Source organism: Cronobacter universalis NCTC 9529, assembly GCF_001277175.1.
GTDB classification, from domain to species: Bacteria; Pseudomonadota; Gammaproteobacteria; order Enterobacterales; family Enterobacteriaceae; genus Cronobacter; species Cronobacter universalis.
Genome location: NZ_CP012257.1, coordinates 2,486,488 through 2,507,876, shown reverse-complemented (window position 1 = coordinate 2,507,876; position 21,389 = coordinate 2,486,488). Strand labels below are relative to the sequence as shown.

Here is a 21,389-nt window from a genome sequence, read left to right as displayed (position 1 = left end):
GTTGCGGCGTTTCTGCGGCCCCAAAAATGAAAGGAGAGCCTTTACGAGCCAGCGAAATCAGCCGGGGATCTTCTTCCTGCGGTGCAAAACGGGGCAGGTGCGGGTTCCTCACGCGGCCAGGCTCAGGCGATAATGAAGTGAGTTAATATCCTTCGCGCCGCGCTGAACCCTATCGCCACTGACTGTCCGCGCACAGCAGCCGCTTTGGCCATTACAGGCAAACAGTCCGGCAGAGATATTTACTCGGCAGATCCCACTGCACAGGCGCGTAAATATTTCGTTTGTGATGAGAAGTTTAAATAAGAACTCAAATATGATGATCCTCATTAGCTGAGACTATACAGATGAGTAAAACCATTGAGTTAATGCAGCATTATTAAACGATACGGCCAAAAATAATAAACTCAATAACACCTTGCTTTATGATGGATTTTTTTCATGGCGGAGAGTGCGCGCTACGATAATGCGAGGTGCGATTTATCCGCTTTTTTCGGGAGCCACGAAGCATTACAGCGGACAGCAACAGGTTAATGCGCCCTGTTTTGCAAAATAGCAGCAGGGCCAGCGTCCGCTTTGCGCGTGAGGGCCCGCTTAAACAGCACGCTCACCATTTCACCCTGAGCCGCCGGGTTGCTCAGGCGTAGCCTTCACCTCATAACCCCACGGGCGCCGCAACAGGCAACACCGGATGACCGCTGAGGCGTAGCTGCGCGCGTTCGCCGTCGTGGCGCAGTTCGCCATGCGCGCCGAGCGGCAGCGTAACGGTCTCCTGCTCATGGCCGAACGCCAGGCCGGTCAGTACCGGGATTGCGAGCCGCTCGCGCAGAAGGGCGGCGACGCTTTCAAGATTGTAGCCGTCGTCGTAATCGTTGACGGCGGCGGCGGTGAAGCTCCCCAGGATCAGCGCCTTCTGGCGCGCCAGAATCCCGGCCGCGTGCAGTTGCAGCAGCATACGTTCAACGCGGAACGGGTGTTCATTGATGTCCTCCACTACCAGAATGCCGCCGTCGATGACCGGCATCCACGGCGTGCCGGTGATGGACGCCAGCATCGCCAGATTGCCGCCCCAGACGGTGCCTGCGGTTTCACAGGGCGCGCCGTCGCTGCGCCACGCCAGCGTAAATTGCGGTTCGGTGAGCGCCTGCCAGAAGTGTCGCCAGGTAAAATCATTCATCGCCGGCGCGCCGAAATTACCGGCCAGCATCGGCCCGCTGAAGGTAACCGTGTCGCCGCGCGCCAGCAGGAGCATCTGTAGCGCCGTGAAATCGCTGTGGCCGCAAATCAGCAGCGGGTTTTCCCGCTGGCGGGCAATCAAGGGCTTCGGATCAAAACGCTCCAGCAGGCGCGTCATCCCGTAGCCGCCGCGTACCGGCATCACGATCGGGGCATTTTCAGACAATGCGCTTAACGCCTGTAAATCGCCAAGACGCTCATCGTCGCGCCCGGCGAAACGCTGCATCCGGCGCGTGATAACCTGCTGATTTTTTACCGCTATTCCGGCCTCTTCGAGGCGGCGTACGCCGCGCCAGGCGGCGTCCTGATTAATGCAGTAACCCGACGGGGCGATGAGATGAACAGAGACCATGACAAATCCTTGCTGACATACCAGGCGAAACCGCTATCATGCCGCTAACCTTAGCGGTTGTCATCCGGCTGCCCGCGCGGCCAGCCGATGTGATACGTCGTTTGGCACTGATATCGAAAGGAAAGTTGCGTGAAATTAAGATGGTTAATGTGGTTAGTGGTGTTCCTCGCCGGGTGTTCTTCCACGCCGGATTATAAAAATCCGCCCTGGAACCCCGAGGTGCCGGTGAAACGCGCAATGCAGTGGATGCCGATTACGGAAAAAGCCGGCAACGCCTGGGGCGTGAGCCCGCGTCTGGTGACGGCGATTATCGCGGTGGAGTCCGGCGGCAACCCGACTCTGGTGAGTAAATCTAACGCCGTTGGCCTGATGCAGATTAAAGCGTCCACCGCCGGGCGCGAAGTCTACCGCTATATGGGCTGGAGCGGCCAGCCGTCGACCAGCGAGCTGAAAAACCCGGAGCGCAATATTTCGCTCGGCACCGCGTATTTAAGCATTCTTGAGCATGGCGTGCTGAAAGGCATTGAAGCGCCGGAAACCATGCAATATGCGCTGGTGGTCTCTTATGTGAATGGCGCGGGCGCGCTGCTGCGCACGTTCTCTTCAGACCGCAAAGCGGCGATTGAGAAGATAAACGACCTGAGCCCGGATGAGTTTGTCGAACATGTCGCGAAAAATCATCCGGCGCCGCAGGCCCCGCGTTATATCTGGAAAGTGCAGCAGGCGATGAACGCCATGTAATCAGCGCACCCGGCTGGCTTTTTCCCGGGCGATACGCTCCAGCGCGAAGATAATGCGCTGGAGCTCGCGCTCAGTGCCTGGGCTTACGTTTAAAAAGCGAAAGCTCAGGCGCGGCGTGGCGATAGTCTCGTTTTTACTGTCCACCACTTTGCGCTCGCTGATGGTTAACAGCTGCGCGTCGACACGAAATTTTCCCCACTCCAGCAGATCCAGCTCCAGCGGCGAGAACTGCATACCCGCTTCCAGCCCTTCCGGCATCGCGCCTTCCAGCAGCGTGCCCATCCCGCCGAGCGACAGATCCTGCAGGCGGCCGCGAAACAGTTTGCCGTCCGGCATCCGCGCCAGGCTGTAGAACTGCGGCTGCACCGGCGCGGTGATGCGAAAATGCTCGCGGCGCTGCACAAACCAGACGGCTTCCGGCAGCGGGGCGACAAAGGCAGGCAGATCCTGAAACTCCCCGACGTTCAGCGCAGGCAGATTAAACTCCACCTTGGCGCCCTGGGCTTCAGCGCTGAACTGGATATTTTTCGCTTTTTGCACGGCCTGGTTTTCGCCCGTCTGGCTGCCGAAATCCAGCACCAGCTGTTCCGGCGACGCCTCAAGTATGCGGCTGATAAACTGCCAGCCGCCCCAGGAGAGGCGGATCGGCGCCTGGCTTTTTTGCAAATCGCGTAAAATCCCCAGTACGGCCAGCGGATTTTGCTTCAGAAACTGCTCACTGTAATTGCTCACGTCGCGTGATTCCTCAAATGACTGACAGAGAGATGTGAACGGTTATCGGCCCGCCCGCCCGAAACTTAAGATTTATCCTAAAATATATTTATTTTGGTATGAGGATAATCCGAGCTTACCGGAAGAATCCTTTTTTATTACCTATACTTGAACCACTTCGGTTTGCCGCGCGTTGCGGCCAGCTATTCTGTGACACTTAAACAAGAGGGTGGAGACTATGGGTATTTTGTCCTGGATCGTATTTGGACTTATTGCGGGCATCATTGCCAAACTGATCATGCCGGGCCGCGATGGCGGCGGTTTTATCCTGACCTGCGTGCTCGGTATTGTCGGCGCGGTGGTCGGCGGCTGGCTGGCGACGTTCTTCGGTATTGGCGGCAGCGTGACGGGCTTTAACCTGCCAAGCTTCCTGGTCGCGGTGGTCGGCGCCATTGTGGTGTTGCTGATCTTCCGTATGCTACGCAGGGATTAAAAAACGGTCCATACGGACCGTCTGAATCTGCCAGAAAAAACGGCCCCGAGGGGCCGTTTTTTTACGTCTGAATCAGAAATCGTAGCCGACCGTGGCGGTCACGCTGCGCTCCGCGCCCCAGTAGCAGTAGCCGGTGCCGTAGCAGCCCGCCACGTAGTCACGTCCGGTCAGGTTATTCGCATTAACCTGAACAAACGCGCCTTTCAGCGCGCTATTCCACGCCCCCAAATCGGCTTTAACCATCGCGTCCACCAGCGTGACGGAAGGCACGCGACGCGTGTTTTCGTTATCCGCCCACTGTTTGCCGATGTAGCGCACGCCCGCGCCCGCGCTTAAGCCGTAATCGAACTGATAATGGCCCCACAGGTTCGCCATCTGATCCGGCGTTACGTATGGCGTGTTCTTGTTGTTGCCGTCGATAGCGTCTTCAAAGCGCACATGGTTCCAGGTGTAGTTGGCGATAGCGGAGAAACGCGACGTCAGCTGCGTGTGCGCCTCCAGCTCTACGCCCTGCGAATGCACTTTGCCTGCCGGTTCGAAATAGCTGCCGACCACGACGCGGTTGCCGACATCTTTCTGCATCAGATCATAGATGGCGATGCTGTAGAGATCGGACGTGCCTGGCGGCTGATATTTCAGGCCGCCTTCATACTGCTCGCTGGTGGTGGGCTTGAGCAGCTTGCCGCGGGCGTCGGTCAGCACCTGCGGCGTCACCGCCGTGCTGTAGCTCAGGTACGGCGACAGGCCGTTTTCAAACGCGTAAAGCAGCGAGGCGCGACCGCTGAAATGATCATCCTTGCGGTGATCGGTGGTATCGGTGCCCGCCGACGGCGTGATCACGCGGTTTTTGGTTTCCAGGTGGTCAAAACGCCCGGACAGATCCATATGCCAGCGGTTCCAGACCATCTCATCCTGCAGATAAACGCCGGTTTGCTCATAGACGCGCTTCATATCCTTGCGTTGCAGGCCCTGCAGACGGGTGGCGAAGGTCGGGTCGAGCGGATCGTAATACCAGAAGCCGCCCGCGCCGCCGGAGACGCCGGTCCACGGGTTGAGACTGGTGGTGTAGCCCGCGTCGTCGGAGAGATTGTTGGTGAATTTATGGTATTCGCCGCCCAACACCACGGTATGCGCGAGGTCGCCCGTGTTAAAGCGCGCCTCTAACTGATTGTCCATAGCCCAGGCGTTCAGCGAAGAGTGTTCGCCGCTGTAGTAGCGGGTCAGCTCGTTCTTCGATGCATCGGCCCAGCCGATCTGGTAAGCCTGCTTTAGATCCAGATTCGAGTGCGTGTAGCTGCCGTTCGAGCGGAACGACCAGGTGTCGTTGAAGTCGTGCGAAAACGCGTAGCTGTAGAGCTGCTGGTAGCGTTTGAATTCGTCGTTGCCCGGCTCGACGTCCGAGAAGCCTGTGTCGAGCTTGCCGTGCGAGGTGGCGTCGAGGCTGCCGCTTGCCGGTACCGAGCCGTGATAGCCGCCGGACGGATCTTTTTCCAGATACGCGCGCAGCAGCAGCGACGTGGATTCGCCCGGCTGCCACAGCAGCTGCGGAGAAATCGCGTAGCGTTCGTCACGCGTTTTTTCATACTGCGTGTCGGTGTATTTCGTCAGGCCGGTAATGCGGTAAGCCCACTCGTCGTTAATGGCGTCGGTGTAATCAAAGGCGGTGTTGCGGGTGTTGTGATTGCCGACCGAGGCGCGCAGATGGCCTTCCGGGCTAAAGAGCGGGCGCTTTGAGCTTTCCATCACCACGCCGCCGGGAATGGTCTGGCCGTAGAGCGCGGAAGAGGGGCCTTTAATCACATCGATACGCTCAAGGAACCACGGATCGACCTGTAAAACGTTATAGCTGCCGCCGTCGCTCATCAGACGCAGACCGTCTAAAAACGTGTTATTGACGTCGCCGCCGTGGAAGCCGCGCAATGAAATGGTGTCGTAACGGGTTGCCCCGCCGGAGAACCCGGTAAACGCGCCTGCGGTGTAATTCAGCGCGCTGTTAACCGACAGCGCCCCCTGGTCTTCTATCTGCTGGCGCGTGACCACGGAAACCGACTGGGCGGTGGTGTTAAGCGGCCGATCGGTTTTAGTCGCCCCCGTGCTGGTTTTCACCGTATAGCCTTCGGTGGGGGACGTAGCGGTTTGCGCGGGGGCGGCGCTTACGGTGATAGTGTCTTCAGCGAACGCGGCGTGAGGCGCGGCCAGCGCCAGCGCGCACAGCGCGGCGGAGCGTTTCAGGGTTAAAGCCATTGTCATTGTTGTCTTCTCTGGTTGCCAGCTGCTCCCTGCGTGACAGGGACGTAACGAGATGTAATAAAGAATGCGAATTATTATCGTTAACAACAAGAGATACAACTAGCAGAATTGGCAGGGAGGATATATTCGGGCTGGGGGAAGTAAAAAACTGCCCTCCGCAGAGGGCAGTGGTGTGGAGCGTGTGAATTACTGGGCAGGCGCGGGTTGCGCAGCGGCGTTATCCTGCGCGCTGCTGTTCGGCGCGGCCGGTGCGTTATCAGCAGGGGCGCTATTGCTGGCGGGCGCAGCGGTGTCGGTTTTCGCCGGGGCAGACGTTTCCGTTTTTGCCGGAGCCGGGGCGTCGGCTTTTGCTGGCGCTGAGGTTTCCGCCGGTTTGCTCAGCATTTTGCCTTCCTGCTTCTGCTGCGGCGCGCGATCGCTGCCCGGACGGGTCTGCGGCACGTCGTCGCACGGCTTTTCCGTGCCGCACAGCAGGTCGAGCATTTTCAGCGTCACGCCGTTAGTCCAGCCAAAGCCGTCCTGGAGCGGGTATTCGCCGCCGCCGCCGCCCGTGCCGGTGGAAGAGACGTCATATTTCTCCACCAGTTTCTGCTCACGGTTATAGGTGTGCTGAACGTTGGTCAGGAACCGCCAGGTGACGTCCATCGCCAGATCTTTCTGCCCGTAATTCATCAGACCTTCGGTCGCCACCCACTGGAGCGGCGCCCAGCCGTTCGGCGCATCCCACTGCTGCCCGGTCTTCTCGGTAGTGGTGACAAGGCCGCCCGGTTTCAGCAGCTGCGCGCGGGTCGCGGCCGCCACTTTCTCGGCGCGATCCTGCGCGGCGGCTTTCACATACAGCGGGTAGAGCGCGGCGGCGGTCAGCTGATCGCGCACCTTGTTGGTTTTCAGATCGTAATCCGCGTACCAGCCATGTTTCGCGTTCCACAGATGGGTTTCTATCGCCTGCTGACGCTGGCTGGCGAGCGATTCATAGCGGGCGGCGCCGGCGCTGTCGCCTGCGGCTTTGCTGGCGCGCGCCAGGGTTTTTTCCATCTGGAACAGCAGGGCGTTGAGATCGACAGGCACGATGCTGGTGGTGCGGATAGAGCCAAGCTGCTGCGGATTATCCATCCAACGCGAGCTGAAATCCCAGCCGGACGCCGCGCCCGCGCGCAGATCGCGATAGATGTCGGTCGCCGGACGATCCGGGTTATTTTTGGCGGTGGTCACGTCATCAAGCCAGGATTCGGTACGCGGCGCGTCGCGATCGTCCCAGTAGCGGTTCAGCACCGCGCCATCTTTCAGTTTCACCACGCGCTCGTGAGCATCGCCGGGCGCCAGGTTTTCGCTGCCTTCCATCCAGTACGCGTACTCTTTCTGCAACTGCGGCAGGTATTTTTTCAGCGTCTCGTCGCCGCCGTCATGGGTCGCCAGCAGTTCCACCATGAAAGAAAAGAACGGCGGCTGGGAGCGGCTTAAATAGTAGCTACGGTTGCCGTTCGGGATATGGCCCCAGGCGTCGATTTCATGGGCGAAGTTATCGACCATATCCTGCACTTTATCCCAGTGATTGCTCTCGGCGAGCCCCAGCATGGTGAAGTAGGTGTCCCAGTAGTAGACCTCGCGGAAACGCCCGCCCGGCACCACGTAAGGCTTCGGCAGCGGCAGCAGGGAATCCCATTTGCTGGCGGAATCGGTCGAGCGCGTCAGCACCGGCCACAGGCCGTCGATATGCTCGCGCAGGCTTTGTCCGGCTGGCGGAACATAGGCTTCGCCTTTCTGCGGCAGGGTAAAGTTAAGCTCAACGAAATGGCGCAGGTCGAAGCCCGACTGGTTACGCTGCATACGGTAGTCGGCCAGGATCATCAAAGGATCGCTGTTGGGCACCGCGTCGGCGAACGTTTTCTGATCGGGGAAGAGTTTGGCGCTCTGCACATCCGTAAACAGCGGGCCGAGAAGCTGGTCCGGTGATTGCGGGGCGGGGCGTTCTGCGCCCGACGCCTCTTCCGCGCTGGCGGGGAGGGTGGAGAAAGCCAGCAGCGCGCCGCTAAGGGCGACCTGAATGGCGAAAAACAGCGTCCGGGGACGGCGCGTGACGGATTGTGACATCAATGAATTCTCCTTAAGGGGCGCAGCGCACACCACTGCGAATCAACCATATGAAAACCTTAGACGAATATTCCCGTTTCGAGAGCGCGTAAAGGGGAAATTTCTGTTTTTCGCCTCCGGTTAAGCCGTGGTTTACGTTACCCGTGGCGACGTGCGCCGGTGCAGGAGCGTCACGGGCACGCGGTCGACGCGCGCCGGGCTTCCAGGTTGCTGCGCGCGCGCGGCCAGCGCCGCCAGCGCCCGCGCGGCAAGCGTCGCCACATCCTGATCGAGCGTGGTGAGCTGGTAAGCCTCATAAGCCGTTTGCGGCGTGTTATCGAATCCGATCAGATGAAAATCCCGCGGCGCGGTTTTCCCCAGCCGCCGCATCCCATCGAGAAACCCGCAGGCGAGCTGGGCGTTGGCGCAGAAAATGCCGTCCGGCAGGGTTTCCAGGCTGAGCGCCGCCGCCAGCCCGCCCTCGTAACCCTCCTGCGGCGCGAGAAGCCGCGTCACATGCGTCGCCACGCTGACGCCGCGCGCGCCAAGCGCTGCCAGAAACGCCGCGCCGCGTTGCTGCCCGGCCCAGGTCGAGTGTTGATAGTTAAGCCAGCCGAAGCGCTGACAGCCCGCGTCGCACAACTGGGCGGCGGCAAGCGCCGCGCCCTGCGCGTTGTCGGAGCAGACCGTATCCACCGCGGCGCAGACAGGCGGACGGTTGATGCCCACGACCGGGATCTGATGCTGTACGCACTCCTTGACGATAGCCTCCGGCGGCTGGCCGGAGGTCACCACGACGCCTGAGACGCGGTACTGCATAAAGCGGCGCAGCGTGGTTTCAAGGCCGCTCGCGTCGGAAAGCTCGGTCACCAGCGCCTGATAACCGCGCTGCGAAATCGCCCCAAGCAGCGCCTCCAGCAGCGCGCTGCGAAACGGATCGCCGATGCGCGCGACCACCACGCCGATAAGCTGGCTGCGCTGGCGGTTGAGCCCCTGCGCCAGAAAATTGACCTGATACCCGAGCTCGGCGGCGGCGGCCAGCACCCGCGTTTTGGTGTCGGGCGAGATGCTGCCGCTGTCGCTGAACGCCCGCGACACCACGGCGCGCGAGACGCCCGCAAGGGCGGCGACATCCTGCGCCGTAACGGCTCCCCGCGTCTGGCGCGGCTTCATGCGCGCGCCAGCGTGTGTTGCTGACCCTCTTCAACGAAAAACAGCGCCGGATGGCGCGCGCAGGCGTCGCGGATAGCCGGAATATCCGCCTCCCGGCAGTGATAAAGCCCCAGCGCGGGCAGTTGCAGGCATTCGCACACCGTCAGGCAGGAGGGGAAATCGCCGTGGGAGGCGTCATCGTCCAGCGCCTGCCAGGAGGCGCACTCCTGAAACGCGAGCGTCGCGCCCGCCATCAGCGCCAGGCTGTCGGGCGTCGGCCTGCCGTCGCCGCTGTAGAACAGCGCCGCGTCGCCCGCGTCGATGCGCAGCGCCCGGCACGGGATCTCATGCTGGGTCGGCGCGCTGCGGATGCGCCAGCCGCGCCACGCCATGTCGTCGGTAATATCCCGCCAGTCGATGGCAAAACAGAACGTCGTCTGCGGCCAGACCGCCAGCAGCGCCTGCTGCTGCAACACCGCGCGCTGGGCGGGCTGACAGTAAATGGCGAGCGGCTTAACGCGTCCGACGCTTTTCCACTGGTTCAGCAGCGGCGCCAGCCCGGCGCAGTGGTCGGGATGCACATGGGTAAACCAGATGACATCGATGGCGTTAATATCGGTCTGTCGCTGCCAGAGCGCGCGCGGAATAGTCGGGCCGCAGTCAACCAGCCACTGTCCGTCGCCCTTAATTAATATCGCGGAGGTATTTTGCTGCGTGGCGAAAGCGCTGCCGCTGCCGAGCACATCGATAATCATTTTCTCACCTGTTTTATCGCTCACTTAATTAAATTGTCACAAAGGCGCGACAAAGTAGGCGCCTATCATGTCGGGGCGAGGTTGCAATTTTTTTACAGCGCAATGAACACGTGTTCATCGATAAAAAAATCGCGCCGGAACGCAGGTGGAAAGAATGAGTTATTTACAGATGTCGCAATTAACGCTGCGCTACGGCGACAATACCGTACTGCATGGGATTGATTTATCAGTGGATCGCGGCGAGATGATTGCGCTGCTCGGCCCCTCGGGCTGCGGGAAAACCTCGCTGTTAAATGCGCTGTGCGGATTTGCCGAGGTGAATAGCGGCGATATTTTCCTCGCGGGCAGAAATATCACCACGCTGCCGCCCGAGCGCCGCAATATTATTATGGTCTTTCAGAGTTACGCCTTATGGCCGCATTTAACGGTGGCGCAAAATATCGGTTTTGGACTAACGGTGCGTAAATTACCGAAGGCCGATATTCAGGCGCGTATCAGAAAAATGCTGGCGCTGGTGAAATTAACCGGCTTTGAAGAACGCAAAATCGGCGCGCTTTCGGGCGGCCAGCGGCAGCGCGTGGCGCTGGCCCGGGCGCTGGCGGTGGAGCCGGATGTCCTGGTGCTCGACGAGCCGCTCTCTAACCTCGACGCCCGCGTACGTCTCAGCGTGCGCCACGAAATCAAAACCCTGCAACAGCAGCTCGGCTTTACCTCGCTTATCGTCACCCACGATCAGGAAGAGGCGCTGGTTATGGCGGATCGCGTGGCGGTGCTAAACCAGGGGCGCATTGAGCAGACCGGCACGCCGCAGGCCATCTGGCGGCAGCCGGCGACGCCCTTCGTGGCTGACTTCATGGGCGCGACCAACCGCCTGCAGGCGCAGACGGAGACGCTGTGTTTTCGAAGCAGCGACGTGACGATAAGCGCCGCGCAAGCGGCTGCGCCGTGCGCCGGACTGACGCTTGACGGCGTGATTGAGCAGAGCGCGTTTATGGGCCATCAGTATCGCCACAGCGTGCGGGTCAGTCAGCAGTTAATTCAGGCGGACAGCCCGCAGTGCTGGCCCGTCAACGCCGCCGTCGCGCTGCATGTTCCGGCGCAGGCGCTGCACCGTTTTCATTCGTAATTTTTTACTCACACAGTCGGGGATATCTCATGTTTGCGAAAACCACTCTCGCGCTTATGGCGGCGCTTTCTTTCGGGACGGCGGCCAGCGCGCAGGCGGAAACGGTACTGAACGTGGCGACGGCGGGCGACCAGAATATGGTCGATTACGTTAAAACGTTCCTGGCGCCCCGTTTTGAGGCGACCCATCCGGGCGTCAACATTCGCGTGGTCGGCACGGGGCCGGGGGACGCGGGCTCGAACAAAATTATCGAAAAACTGACCGCGCAGCAGCAGAGCGGGGCCGCGCAGTGGGATATGGATGTGGCGGTAGTGCACCAGAAAGCGGGCGGAGAGCTGGTGCAAAAAGGGTTGCTGGCCGCGTTTCGCGACCAGATCCCCACCGGAAAAATGGTCTCCCTGGAGAGCGCGCGCAATGCGCTTGGCGTTAACGTGGACGGCTACGTGATGCCGATGTTCCTGAGCCAGACGGCGCTGGCGTATAACAGCGATCTGGTGAAAACGCCGCCCGCCTCGTATGACGAACTGGTGCAGTGGGCGCAGAAAAACCCGAAGGCGTTTGGCTATAACGGCATCAAAAACGGCATGTCCGGCGTGAGCTTCGTGGTGGGCTGGATCTACGCTTACGGCACCGACGCGGCGCGTCTCAGCGCGCAGCCGTACGACAAAAGCGTTGAGAAAAGCTGGGCGCCCGCGTTCGAAAAACTCAAAGCCTTTAACCAGAACGTGACTTTTACGCCAGGCAACGCCGGGACGCTCGATATGCTAAGCCGCGGTGAAATCGCCATGGGCCCGGTGTGGGTGGATATGTTTTACAGCTGGAAAGATCAGGGCAAGGTGCCGCCATCGCTGAAGCTCGCGCTGATCGCGCCGGGAATGCCGGGCCAGCCGATGTATTACGTGGTGCCCGCCAAAGCGGCGCAGGCAAAACTCGCCAGAGAATTTATCGCGCTCGCGACCAGCCCCGAGGTGCAGGCGCAGGGCATCGTGAAGCAGTTCAACTGGTATCCGGGCATCGACGCGCAGTATGTCAAAGCGCAGCTCGATGCCCCGACCTGGCGGAAACTGTTTGCCGAAATTTCGCCGCAGACGCTGGCCCGTTATGGCAAGAGCTTCCCGATAGCCCCGTACTTTGACGACATCAAAGAAGGCTACGAAAGCCAGGTATCAAACTGATCCCGCGCGCCCGGCGGCTACGTCGGGCGCTTTCCGGTGACTATGCGGAACTGCCGATGAGACACTCCCTTCGTTACGGCCTGCTGGTGGCGCCTGCCGCGCTGCTGACCGCCGTGCTGTTTTTATACCCGCTGGGCTTCTCGCTGGCCTCGGCGTTTATCACCGATGCCCCGGCGTTTACGCTTGCGCACTTTACCAAAGTCTTTGACCTCTATTCGCAGGACATACTGTTCTCGCTGGTGATTGTGCTGGTCTCGGTGGCCGTGCTGGCGCTGATTGCCGTGGCGCTCTCCGGCGTGATTGTGCTCTCGCCATACCGCGGGCTGGCGCGCGCTTTTGGGCTGCTCTACCGGCTGCCGCTGTTTATTCCGTTTATCGTGACGGCGCAGATGATGCGCACGTTTCTCGCCAAAAACGGCCTGATGAATAACGCGCTGGTAGCAGGCGGGCTCTTTACGCCGCTGGAAACCGTCTCGTGGCTCGGCTGGAAAGGCATCCTTATTACGTTCGTCTGGAAACAAATGGCGTTTGTGACGCTGCTGACCTGCGGGGCGATGGCCTCGGTGGAGCCGGCGCAGATCCAGGCGGCGAAAAATCTCGGCGCCTCGCGAATAAGAATTCTGTTGCAGGTGCTACTGCCGCAGGCGCTGCCGACGCTTGGCGTGGCGCTGGTGCTCTCCACCGTCACGATGCTCTCGGTGCTGTCGGTGCCGCTGATGATAGGCACCGGCACGCCCACCATGATGACCGTCGATATGGCGTTTCGCGTCAGTTCCTACGGCGATTACCACGTCGCGAACGCGCTGGGCGTTATTTCGTACCTGATATGCGCGCTGCTGTCGTGGTTTTACCTGCGCCATTCGTTGAAAGAAAAAGGAGCCCACGCATGAGCCCGATGGCTGACAATACGCTGGTGGTCCCGGCGCGGCGCGCGCGCCTGACGCCGTTTCGCGCAGGGCTGTTCTGGCAGACGCTGCTGCTGGTTTTACTGATGCTTATCCTGCTCGGCCCGGTGCTGAACCTGCTTATCTGGTCGGTGGCCGAGAGCTGGTACTTTCCGCATGCGCTGCCCGCGCAGTGGGGGATGAAATACTGGTCGCAGGTGTTCAGCCCGTACAGCGATGTCTCCGGCTCGCTCCTCACCAGTATCGGCGTCGCGCTGCTCACCGTGGCGGTGTGTCTGGCGGTGGCGGTGCCCGCCGGCTATGCGCTCTCGCGCCGGGGAATGCCGCTGCGCTTCTTCTTTATGCTGCTGTTTCTCATCCCGCAGGCGTTTCCGGGGCTCACGGTTTACATGAACGTGGCGCGGCTTTTTTACCAGTGGGGGCTGAACGGGACGGTGACGGGCGTGGTGCTGGTGCACAGCGTTCACGGCATGATGTACGCCATCTGGATAAGCGTGGCGGCCTTCAGCAGCGTCGATCCGCTGCTCGCCCGCGCCGCGCGCAATCTCGGCGCGAGCGCGACGTACACCTTTTTTCGCATCGTGCTGCCCCAGGCGGCGCCCGGTATTATCGCCGCCAGTATTTTTGTGTTTCTGGAGTCGCTGGATGAGTTTACCGGCGCGTTTTTCGTCGGCGCGCCGGATATCAGCACGCTGCCGCTGCTGCTCTATAACGCCAGCATGTCCGGCAACTATCAGATCTCATCGATTACCGCGCTGATCCTGCTGGCGCCGTCAGTCGTGTTTATGCTGGTGGTGAATAAATTTATGCGCCCGGAGATGCTCTCAAAGCTCGGCAAGTAGCCTTTATGCGCTTGCGCCGAGCAGCGTCAGCGTCCCTGGGCGGGCGCGCGTGAGCAGGGCGACGGCTTCGTCTGCCGAACGCAGATTAGCGTAGCCGATAATCAGCCCGTAGCGTTTGTCGGGCCGCCGGTACCAGGACGACAGCGCGCTGACCTGCAACTGGTTCTGCTGCCAGAGGCGGGCGAGCGCTTCGTCGCAGGTCGCGGTTTTCAGATACGCCACTACATGCATCCCGCCATCCTCCAGCGGCGTCTCAAACAGGCCGGGATAAACGGCGTGCAGCGCCGTGATAGCCATCGCGCGCCGCTGCTGGTAAAGCGCGCGCATTTTCCGCAGGTGCGTATAGAATTCGCCCCCGGTGAGAAACGCCGCGAGGATCTTTTGCATCAGCAGCGGCTGGCCGCCCGTCAGCAGCGCGCCGCTTTCCAGAAACGCGTGGCGCGCCGCGCGCGGCATCACCAGATACCCGATACGCACCGACGGCATAATGGTTTTACTGAAGGTGCCGAAGTAAATCACGCGATCGTCAGTGTCGAGGCTTTTGAGCGACGGCAGCACGTTGCGGGCGAAGTGAAATTCGCCGTCGTAATCATCTTCCACAATCCATGCGTTATGGCGCGACGCCCACGCCAGCAACTGCTGTTTACGCGGCAGCGACAGCGACACGCCAAGCGGGCTGTGGTGCGTCGGCGTGACAATCGCGAGCCGCGCGTCCGGGTGGTGGCGTTGCAGATAATCCACCTGTAAGCCTTCGTTATCCACCGGCACGGCGTGCAGGGTCGGCGTGAGCGTTTTCAGCAGCCGCTGGCCCAGAAAATAGGCCGGGTCTTCCATCGCCACGCGTCCTTCGCGGCCCAGCAGCGCCTGGACCGTGAGCAGCAGATTGCCGCGATAGCCGTTTGTAATGAAAATATCGTCGGCGGTGCACGCCACGCCGCGAGACAGCGCCAGGTAACTCGCGACAGCGGCCCGCAGCGGCGCGTAACCCGCGACCGGCGGGTTCACCATCTCGTCCGGGCGCATGGCGCGCGTCGCTCTCGCGCTCAGCAATAGCCACTTTTTATAAGGAAACTGATCCAGCGAAGGAAGGCCGGGGCGCAGAAATCCGTCGTGTTCGTCAGGCGTCAGCAGGGCGTCATTGTCGCCCGTCACCGCAGGCGTTGTCTCTGCCGGGCGCGGGGGCACCGTGAGCGCCGGATTGACCTGCGTACCCTGCGGGCCGCGGCTCACCAGATACCCTTCGCCCACCAGCACCGCGTAGGCCGCCTCCACGGTTTTCTTCGCCACCTGTAATTCCTGCGCCAGCACGCGGATGGACGGTACGCGATCGCCCGGTTTCAGAAGCCCGTCGTGGATATTCTGGCGGTAGCGCTGGTAGATTTCGCGATAGCCTGGTTTCATGTCCTGCCTTATTTCACGTTTCTTGACCCTTTTGACTATGTCATGGCTCCGTATGATAGACGAGAAGAATCTGACGCACTCCGCACCACGCGGGGTGATTTCTCTTGTGATGTAAGGAGCTTCCATGAGTACGCGCGTAAACCATTACCAGGCCATTCCGGCGCTGGTGAACACGCTGATCAACGCCAGCGCGGCGCTGAAAAAAAGCAGCCTGACGCCGACACTTAAACAATTGATCGATCTGCGCGCTTCGCAACTCAACGGCTGCGCGTTTTGTGTCGATATGCATGTGAAAGAGGCGAAGATGGCGGGCGAGCGTGAACTGCGTCTGTATCATCTGCCGGTGTGGCGCGAATCGCCGCTGTTCAGCGCGAAGGAGAAAGCGGCGCTGGCCTTAACGGAAGCCATAACGCATATCGGCGCGGAAGGCGTCAGCGAGGCGATCTACCGTGAGGCGCGCGCGCATTTTTCCGAAACGGAGATCGCGGAGATCGCGTTTGCCATTGCCATCATCAATAGCTGGAACCGTCTGCAATTAGTATCGCAAATGGCGCCCGGCAGTCAGGATGCGGCGTTTGGCCTGCAGCGCGCCGGCCTCGAATAAATCCGTTTTTAACTTCTGAAAAGCCCGCCTGCGCGGGCTTTTTTTATGGGCGCTGGCGGCAGACTGAGCATCGCGCTTTCCGCAAGGGCTTACTTTTTAATCACATAGCAGACCACCGGCCGCAGCCCGCGTCTCGCCTGAAACTTAAGTAAAACCGATTAAAAAATCTACTGGATATTTAACCAGGTCACTGTATACTATTTCTACAAAGCACCAGGTGTTGTTGTAATTGAGTCAGTGAATGAGTGGTGAAACCTATGATGATTCCGCTGGAAAATCTTAATGCTCAGGATCAATCGGTCACAATGAGCAGCCGTGAAATCGCGACGTTGACAGGTATTGCCCACAGTGAAGTGAAGCGCATGATTAAAAGCCTGGAAACGGCGCAGCGTCTGTCCCAGCCCATCGGTATTAATCTGTACGAGCGGGAAGGGGAGATGCGTCAGGAGTTCTTGTTGAATAAACGCGACTCGTTGCTCACGGTGGCGCGCATTTCGCCTGCGTTTACCGCCGAAATGCTCGATCGCTGGCAGGAGCGCGAACGTAACGCCAGCCTGCCGGACTTTACCAACCCGGCCGCCGCCGCACGCGCCTGGGCCGAGCAGTATGAAAAGCGTCAGCGGGCGGAGCAGCAGCTGGCTCTCTTCGCCCCTAAAGCCGAGTTTTTCGACCGTTTCGTACAGGTCGACGAGTCGCTTGGTTTTCGCCAGCTGTGCAAAATGCTCAAGGTAAAAGAGCCGGAGTTCCGCCAGTTCCTGCTGGAGCGCAACATCATGCAGCGCGCTAACGGCACGCTGGTGCCGCAGCATCACCATCTGCAGGCGGGTTACTTTACGCTGCGCTCAGGGGTGGGCGAAAACCTGCATACGTTCGCTCAACCGCGCTTTACGGCGCGCGGCGTGAAATGGGTGGCGAGCCTCTGGGCCGCGCACATCGCCGCACAGACCAACGGCGCCGCGGCCTGACGGCCCGGCGCACCGTGAACGCCCGGCGGCGTCTTCCTTATGCTTTCCGCCTGCGGTTATCCGCAGGCGCAGTCGGCATAAGCGCGACGCGGCGGGACTATTTTTCTCCCGCTATGTTTTTCCCCGCCGCTCCGTTCTGCAAACCACCCTGTCTGATGCGCGTTACACTGGCGCGGCAAAAACCCTTGCGCCCAGCGCGCGGGCCTGTTCCAGGGCGACGTCCGGCGTGCTGAGATCCGGCAGAAACAGCGTCTCGTTGGTTACCACCGGCGCGCCGCAGTAATCGAAAATCCCGTGGGCAATTTGCGTGTCCCAGGCCTGGTGATAGCCGTGTTTATCGAAGGTTTTGCGATCCGCGCCGCCGATGCTCACCAGGTGCACCGGCAGGTGTCCCAGTTTTTTGACTACCTTTCCTTCCGGGCTCTCTTCATACGCCCAGCCGTTCGCGAATACGCGATCGATCCAGCCTTTCAGCAGCCCCGGCATCGACCACCAGTACACCGGAAACACCAGCGCCAGCGCGTCGGCGTTATCGATGCGTGCCTGCTCGCGGGCGACATCCGGCGGCAGCGGCGCGGTTTTCATAAACGCGGCGTAGTCGTTCTCATTAAAGACCGGACTGAAGCCCTCGCGGGTGAGATCGGCAATTTCGGCGCTGTTTCCGCGGTGGGTACTGGTAATACCTTCAGCCAGCGCGTGCGCCACGCGGTGGGTCAGGGATGACGTTAACGGATGGGAAACGACGATTAATGCGTGCATATTCACTCCTCCTGCGTTGCCATCAGCCGATGACAGACGTAATCTGATATACCAAAGGTAACCTACCATTAGTAAGTTACTTTTAGTAGGTAATACTGTCAAGGAGAATACGTATGTCCGAAAACCGCACGCGTCAGCGGCTGAGCCGCGATGCGCGTCACACCCAGCTTGTCGAAGTGGCCTGGCGGATTATTCGTGAAGAAGGCACCGAGGCGCTGACGCTCGGCAGACTGGCGGAACGGGCGGGCGTTACGAAACCGGTGGTCTACGATCATTTCACCAGCCGCTCCGGCCTGCTGGCGGCGCTTTATCACGAGTATGAGGTGCGCCAGAACCGCAAAATGGACGAGGCGATCGCGCGCGCGGAACCTGAACTGTCGCCGCTGGCCGTGGTGATTGCCGATGCCTATATCGACTGCGCGCTGTTGCAGGGACGCGAGATGCCGAACGTGATGGCGGCGCTCACCGGTACGCCGGAACTTGAAAAACTGCGTCAGGATTACGCGGTCGATTTTATCGCGAAATGCCGCGCGTTGTTTGCGCCGCTGCGGGCGGATAAGGCGCTGCGGGACGCCGCGCTGTGGGCGATGTTCGGCGCCGCCGAAGGGCTCTCCTGGGCCGTGACGATTGGCGCGATTGATGCCGATCAGGCGAAAGCGGAGTTGCGCGACGCGATTGTCGGGATGGTGGAAAGGGAATAAGCCGCAAGTGACGAAAAGAGCGCCCTGTCGCTGCTGTGCGTTTTCACTCGCCAGTCGTCAGCTACCGCGCCATCCGTAGCACAAAACGGACTATGCTGGATATAAATACAGCGTTAGGATAGCGTCATGTCATGACGTATTTTTAACCGTAACTGGCCCCGCATGTTGCTTATCAAAACGCTTTCATTAAGTTTTCTTTGTATCACCCTACTGTCGCTTGCCGCGAGCGTCGGGCGGGCGTTATATCACCACGATCCGCAGGCGCAGCGGGGATGGTGGGCCGCCCGCAGCGATTCCGCCGGACTGGCCCCCGATCCCCGGAAAAACGCCGGACTGGCGGTGGTGCAGGTATACGCCGCCCCGACCTGGGGCTGGAAAGGCGTGGTCGCGGTGCATCCGTGGATAATCTATAAGCGCGCCGGGGAAACGCACTATAGCCGCTATGAAGTGATTAGCTGGGGCGCGGGCAAGAAAGTGCGACGCAACCAGAACGCGCCGGATGGCTACTGGTACGGTTCGAAACCCCGTCTGCTTGTAGAGCACCGGGGCGCGGAAGCCGAAGCCATGATCCCGCAGATTGAAGCGGCTATCGCCTCCTGGCCGTGGCCAGATACCTATCGCGTCTGGCCTGGCCCAAACAGTAATACGTTTATCGCTCACATTGGCCGGGAAGTGCCGGCGCTGAAGCTGGATCTGCCCGCCAACGCTATCGGTAAGGATTTCCGCTCTCTGCGCCATGTCGTCGGCTTGCCGCCGTCAGGACGCGGCGTTCAGGTGTCTGTTCTGGGCGTTGCAGGGATCACGCTGGGCGTGGAAGAGGGGATTGAGGTCAACATCCTGGGGCTGAGTATGGGCGTGGATCTGTCGCCGCTTAAACTTCGGCTGCCCTTTATCGGCGGGGTGGGAAGGGATAATTTGCAGAAGAACAGGGAAGGCGGCGAGGAATAAACGGACGCCTGCTCAATGGCGAATATGTAAGAAAGCGTTCTGGCGATCTTTTACCCGGCTTTCGGCGCCCGCCGCACGCAGCCTGAAAAATGCGCCCGCAGGCGCATCGCGTTTAGTGCAGGCAGCAGTGCTTATACTTTTTACCGCTGCCGCAAAAGCAGGGATCGTTGCGGCCCGGCTTCAGTTCGGCCACCACCGGCTGCTGCGGTTCCGGCACCGCTTCCGGCTGGGCTATCCAGTAATCGTGCAGCGCCAGCGCGGCGGGGCGGATAGCGGCGAAACTCGCCTCAAGTTCTTCCGGGGAGAGCGATTCCAGCTGCGGGAAGTTTTCTTCCTTGCCATGCAGGGCGATAGCGTCCAGCGAGGGCTGCAACGCTTGCGGCAGTGATGACCAGTCGCAAAGCGCCACGCCGCGCAGGTAGCCAAAGCACCACTCTTCCACTACGGTAAACTCCTGGCCTTCAGTCTCGCGCACGCCAAACAGCGGGTCGAACTGATCGGGGAACTCCGCAAGACGATCGGCGATATCGTTCATATGCTGGAAGCAGAGATCCATAAAGCGGTTCATCTCACGCTCGTTGCTCCAGCGGGGAATGCGGTTCTGTCCGCCCCACAGCGCCACCAGCCATTCGCTCGGCTCAATGGTTTTGGGACCGGAAAGCACGGCGGTCAGCAGGCCATCCAGTTCGGCGACATCGACAATCGAATCCTCGCTGCCATATTTTTCCAGCATCTCGTCAAGCCATTCCAGCTCTTTCTCTGTCAGCGGGCCTTCTTTCATCATGTTGCCTCCTGGGCGCTTAGTTGCAAAACCGCAGCAGTGTACACGCTTTTAGCCATAAACCTGGTAAAAGCGGCGTTATCCGTGACGATTTCAATACGTTAAAAACATCAAATTAAAAAAGAAAATCCACGCCGGAGCGTGGATTTGAATAACGTGAGATCATGAGGAGAATCCCACCTCATAAGGCAAAAGTAACCGTCAGACGTTAAACAGGAAGTTCATGATGTCGCCGTCTTTGACGATGTACTCTTTCCCTTCGGCGCGCATTTTGCCCGCTTCTTTCGCGCCCTGTTCGCCTTTGTAGGTAATGAAATCGTCATAGGCGATGGTTTGCGCGCGGATAAAGCCTTTCTCGAAATCAGTGTGGATCTTACCGGCCGCCTGCGGGGCGGTCGCGCCGACAGGGATAGTCCAGGCGCGCACTTCTTTCACGCCAGCGGTGAAGTAAGTTTGCAGGTTCAGCAGCGCGTAGCCTGCGCGGATCACGCGGTTCAGGCCCGGCTCTTCAAGGCCCAGCTCTTTCATGAACTCATCGCGATCTTCGTCGTCGAGCTCGGCGATATCGGATTCCACCGCGGCGCACACCGGCACCACGACAGAGCCTTCTTTCGCGGCGATTTCACGCACCTGGTCCAGGAATGGGTTGTTCTCAAAACCGTCTTCGTTGACGTTCGCGATGTACATGGTCGGCTTAAGCGTCAGGAAGCTCAGGTATTTAATGAGTTCTTTCTCTTCTTTGCTCAGATCCAGCGCGCGCAGCATACCGGCGTTCTCAAGCTGCGGCAGGCATTTTTCCAGCACGGCCAGCTCGGCTTTGGCGTCTTTATCGCCGCCTTTCGCTTTCTTGGAGATACGGTGGATCGCGCGCTCGCAGGCGTCGAGATCGGAGAGCGCCAGCTCGGTATTGATGGTATCAATATCTTCCGCCGGGTTAACTTTGCCCGCGACGTGAATAATGTTGTCGTTTTCAAAGCAGCGCACTACGTGACCGATAGCTTCGGTTTCGCGGATGTTGGTCAGGAACTGGTTGCCCAGACCTTCGCCTTTGGACGCGCCTTTCACCAGACCGGCGATATCCACGAATTCCATCGTGGTCGGCAGAATACGCTGCGGCTTCACGATCTCGGCGATTTTATCCAGACGCGGATCGGGCATAGGCACGACGCCGGTGTTCGGCTCAATGGTACAGAACGGGAAGTTCGCCGCCTCAATACCTGCTTTGGTCAGCGCATTGAACAGAGTGGATTTACCGACGTTCGGCAAGCCGACGATACCGCATTTGAATCCCATGGTTTACATTACCTTAATTGCTTGTTTATCAGGGGGTTAAAATTAACCCGATGATGAGAAATGATGTTATTTGGCTATTATACACGTAACAGGCGCGCAACGGGGGAGAAATCGCCCTCGCGCCGCGCCGCC

Annotated in this window: 20 protein-coding genes; 10 read left to right on the top strand and 10 right to left on the bottom strand. The window is 59.9% G+C overall.

What is annotated here, in order from left to right; genetic code table 11:
• Window positions 1-652 precede the first annotated feature (652 nt).
• Window positions 653-1,585 (bottom strand): muramoyltetrapeptide carboxypeptidase, encoded by a 933-nt coding sequence (ldcA, locus tag AFK65_RS11545; RefSeq protein WP_038856974.1) that lies wholly within the window; start codon window positions 1,583-1,585, stop codon window positions 653-655.
• Window positions 1,586-1,714: 129 nt separating this feature from the next.
• On the opposite strand from ldcA, the gene emtA reads away from it, so the two are divergent.
• Window positions 1,715-2,326 carry a membrane-bound lytic murein transglycosylase EmtA gene (gene emtA, locus AFK65_RS11540; protein ID WP_007698642.1) on the top strand — a complete coding sequence of 204 codons (612 nt, stop codon included), beginning with the start codon at window positions 1,715-1,717 and terminating at the stop codon, window positions 2,324-2,326.
• Here emtA and ycgR read toward each other — a convergent pair whose 3' ends face one another.
• Window positions 2,327-3,058: a flagellar brake protein YcgR gene (gene ycgR / locus AFK65_RS11535; RefSeq protein WP_007698640.1), complete on the bottom strand. Its 732-nt coding sequence runs from the start codon at window positions 3,056-3,058 to the stop codon at window positions 2,327-2,329.
• 217 nt (window positions 3,059-3,275) lie between these two features.
• Between ycgR and AFK65_RS11530 the strand changes: the two genes are divergently transcribed.
• Window positions 3,276-3,530: a GlsB/YeaQ/YmgE family stress response membrane protein gene (locus AFK65_RS11530; RefSeq protein ID WP_007698637.1), complete on the top strand. Its 255-nt coding sequence runs from the start codon at window positions 3,276-3,278 to the stop codon at window positions 3,528-3,530.
• A gap of 72 nt (window positions 3,531-3,602) precedes the next feature.
• Here AFK65_RS11530 and AFK65_RS11525 read toward each other — a convergent pair whose 3' ends face one another.
• From AFK65_RS11525 to AFK65_RS11510, 4 genes are all read right to left on the bottom strand, one after another.
• Window positions 3,603-5,780 (bottom strand): TonB-dependent siderophore receptor, encoded by a 2,178-nt coding sequence (locus AFK65_RS11525; protein WP_007698634.1) that lies wholly within the window; start codon window positions 5,778-5,780, stop codon window positions 3,603-3,605.
• Between the two features lie 186 nt (window positions 5,781-5,966).
• Window positions 5,967-7,871, bottom strand: coding sequence for an alpha,alpha-trehalase (locus AFK65_RS11520; RefSeq protein WP_038856977.1), 1,905 nt, complete (start codon window positions 7,869-7,871; stop codon window positions 5,967-5,969).
• 132 nt (window positions 7,872-8,003) lie between these two features.
• The gene (locus tag AFK65_RS11515) at window positions 8,004-9,023 is read right to left on the bottom strand and encodes a LacI family DNA-binding transcriptional regulator (RefSeq protein ID WP_038856978.1); all 1,020 of its coding nucleotides are present in this window, start codon (window positions 9,021-9,023) and stop codon (window positions 8,004-8,006) included.
• Entirely contained in the window at window positions 9,020-9,757 is a 738-nt protein-coding gene (locus AFK65_RS11510) for an MBL fold metallo-hydrolase (protein ID WP_038856979.1), read from the bottom strand. The genes AFK65_RS11515 and AFK65_RS11510 overlap by 4 nt, the downstream gene beginning before the upstream one ends.
• A 154-nt stretch (window positions 9,758-9,911) precedes the next feature.
• On the opposite strand from AFK65_RS11510, the gene AFK65_RS11505 reads away from it, so the two are divergent.
• Genes AFK65_RS11505 through AFK65_RS11490 form a run of 4 tightly spaced genes read left to right on the top strand, consistent with a single transcriptional unit; the run spans window position 9,912 to window position 13,805 of the window.
• Window positions 9,912-10,883 carry an ABC transporter ATP-binding protein gene (locus AFK65_RS11505; protein ID WP_038856981.1) on the top strand — a complete coding sequence of 324 codons (972 nt, stop codon included), beginning with the start codon at window positions 9,912-9,914 and terminating at the stop codon, window positions 10,881-10,883.
• A 29-nt stretch (window positions 10,884-10,912) separates the two neighbouring features.
• Complete coding sequence (locus tag AFK65_RS11500; protein ID WP_007698620.1) at window positions 10,913-12,058, top strand: ABC transporter substrate-binding protein; 1,146 nt, start codon at window positions 10,913-10,915, stop codon at window positions 12,056-12,058.
• Window positions 12,059-12,114: 56 nt separating this feature from the next.
• Window positions 12,115-12,948: an ABC transporter permease gene (locus AFK65_RS11495; protein WP_007698618.1), complete on the top strand. Its 834-nt coding sequence runs from the start codon at window positions 12,115-12,117 to the stop codon at window positions 12,946-12,948.
• A 5-nt stretch (window positions 12,949-12,953) separates the two neighbouring features.
• Window positions 12,954-13,805: an ABC transporter permease gene (locus AFK65_RS11490; protein ID WP_369835004.1), complete on the top strand. Its 852-nt coding sequence runs from the start codon at window positions 12,954-12,956 to the stop codon at window positions 13,803-13,805.
• 3 nt (window positions 13,806-13,808) lie between these two features.
• On the opposite strand, the gene pdxR is transcribed toward AFK65_RS11490, so the two are convergent.
• Window positions 13,809-15,206 carry a MocR-like pyridoxine biosynthesis transcription factor PdxR gene (gene pdxR / locus AFK65_RS11485; RefSeq protein WP_038856982.1) on the bottom strand — a complete coding sequence of 466 codons (1,398 nt, stop codon included), beginning with the start codon at window positions 15,204-15,206 and terminating at the stop codon, window positions 13,809-13,811.
• Window positions 15,207-15,330: 124 nt separating this feature from the next.
• Here pdxR and AFK65_RS11480 point away from each other — a divergent pair, with 124 nt between their 5' ends.
• Both AFK65_RS11480 and AFK65_RS11475 read left to right on the top strand, forming a co-directional pair.
• Window positions 15,331-15,810 carry a carboxymuconolactone decarboxylase family protein gene (locus AFK65_RS11480; RefSeq protein ID WP_007698613.1) on the top strand — a complete coding sequence of 160 codons (480 nt, stop codon included), beginning with the start codon at window positions 15,331-15,333 and terminating at the stop codon, window positions 15,808-15,810.
• A 257-nt stretch (window positions 15,811-16,067) separates the two neighbouring features.
• A complete protein-coding gene (locus AFK65_RS11475; protein WP_038856985.1) occupies window positions 16,068-16,775 on the top strand; it encodes a phage antirepressor KilAC domain-containing protein in 708 nt (235 codons plus the stop codon).
• A 162-nt stretch (window positions 16,776-16,937) separates the two neighbouring features.
• Here the strand turns inward: AFK65_RS11475 and AFK65_RS11470 are convergent, their stop codons facing one another.
• Complete coding sequence (locus AFK65_RS11470) at window positions 16,938-17,534, bottom strand: NADPH-quinone reductase (protein ID WP_007698611.1); 597 nt, start codon at window positions 17,532-17,534, stop codon at window positions 16,938-16,940.
• A gap of 113 nt (window positions 17,535-17,647) precedes the next feature.
• Here AFK65_RS11470 and AFK65_RS11465 point away from each other — a divergent pair, with 113 nt between their 5' ends.
• Entirely contained in the window at window positions 17,648-18,235 is a 588-nt protein-coding gene (locus AFK65_RS11465) for a TetR/AcrR family transcriptional regulator (RefSeq protein ID WP_007698609.1), read from the top strand.
• A gap of 162 nt (window positions 18,236-18,397) precedes the next feature.
• Window positions 18,398-19,183, top strand: coding sequence for a DUF3750 domain-containing protein (locus tag AFK65_RS11460; protein ID WP_007698607.1), 786 nt, complete (start codon window positions 18,398-18,400; stop codon window positions 19,181-19,183).
• A gap of 112 nt (window positions 19,184-19,295) precedes the next feature.
• Here the strand turns inward: AFK65_RS11460 and AFK65_RS11455 are convergent, their stop codons facing one another.
• Together AFK65_RS11455 and ychF are read right to left on the bottom strand one after the other, a co-directional pair.
• On the bottom strand, window positions 19,296-19,964 hold the full coding sequence (locus tag AFK65_RS11455; protein ID WP_032805461.1) for a YecA/YgfB family protein: 669 nt from the start codon (window positions 19,962-19,964) through the stop codon (window positions 19,296-19,298).
• Between the two features lie 201 nt (window positions 19,965-20,165).
• Window positions 20,166-21,257 carry a redox-regulated ATPase YchF gene (gene ychF, locus AFK65_RS11450; RefSeq protein WP_007698603.1) on the bottom strand — a complete coding sequence of 364 codons (1,092 nt, stop codon included), beginning with the start codon at window positions 21,255-21,257 and terminating at the stop codon, window positions 20,166-20,168.
• Window positions 21,258-21,389 lie beyond the last annotated feature (132 nt).

Coding starts and splice junctions, on each gene's coding strand:
- AFK65_RS11530 (WP_007698637.1), top strand. CDS start 3,276: ATGGGTATTTTGTCCTGGATCGTATTTGGACTTATTGCGGGCATCATT.
- AFK65_RS11505 (WP_038856981.1), top strand. CDS start 9,912: ATGAGTTATTTACAGATGTCGCAATTAACGCTGCGCTACGGCGACAAT.
- AFK65_RS11495 (WP_007698618.1), top strand. CDS start 12,115: ATGAGACACTCCCTTCGTTACGGCCTGCTGGTGGCGCCTGCCGCGCTG.
- AFK65_RS11510 (WP_038856979.1), bottom strand. CDS start 9,757: ATGATTATCGATGTGCTCGGCAGCGGCAGCGCTTTCGCCACGCAGCAA.
- AFK65_RS11465 (WP_007698609.1), top strand. CDS start 17,648: ATGTCCGAAAACCGCACGCGTCAGCGGCTGAGCCGCGATGCGCGTCAC.
- AFK65_RS11470 (WP_007698611.1), bottom strand. CDS start 17,534: ATGCACGCATTAATCGTCGTTTCCCATCCGTTAACGTCATCCCTGACC.
- AFK65_RS11455 (WP_032805461.1), bottom strand. CDS start 19,964: ATGAAAGAAGGCCCGCTGACAGAGAAAGAGCTGGAATGGCTTGACGAG.
- AFK65_RS11515 (WP_038856978.1), bottom strand. CDS start 9,023: ATGAAGCCGCGCCAGACGCGGGGAGCCGTTACGGCGCAGGATGTCGCC.
- AFK65_RS11475 (WP_038856985.1), top strand. CDS start 16,068: ATGATGATTCCGCTGGAAAATCTTAATGCTCAGGATCAATCGGTCACA.
- AFK65_RS11480 (WP_007698613.1), top strand. CDS start 15,331: ATGAGTACGCGCGTAAACCATTACCAGGCCATTCCGGCGCTGGTGAAC.
- AFK65_RS11525 (WP_007698634.1), bottom strand. CDS start 5,780: ATGACAATGGCTTTAACCCTGAAACGCTCCGCCGCGCTGTGCGCGCTG.
- ldcA (WP_038856974.1), bottom strand. CDS start 1,585: ATGGTCTCTGTTCATCTCATCGCCCCGTCGGGTTACTGCATTAATCAG.
- pdxR (WP_038856982.1), bottom strand. CDS start 15,206: ATGAAACCAGGCTATCGCGAAATCTACCAGCGCTACCGCCAGAATATC.
- AFK65_RS11460 (WP_007698607.1), top strand. CDS start 18,398: ATGTTGCTTATCAAAACGCTTTCATTAAGTTTTCTTTGTATCACCCTA.
- AFK65_RS11520 (WP_038856977.1), bottom strand. CDS start 7,871: ATGTCACAATCCGTCACGCGCCGTCCCCGGACGCTGTTTTTCGCCATT.
- AFK65_RS11490 (WP_369835004.1), top strand. CDS start 12,954: ATGGCTGACAATACGCTGGTGGTCCCGGCGCGGCGCGCGCGCCTGACG.
- AFK65_RS11500 (WP_007698620.1), top strand. CDS start 10,913: ATGTTTGCGAAAACCACTCTCGCGCTTATGGCGGCGCTTTCTTTCGGG.
- ychF (WP_007698603.1), bottom strand. CDS start 21,257: ATGGGATTCAAATGCGGTATCGTCGGCTTGCCGAACGTCGGTAAATCC.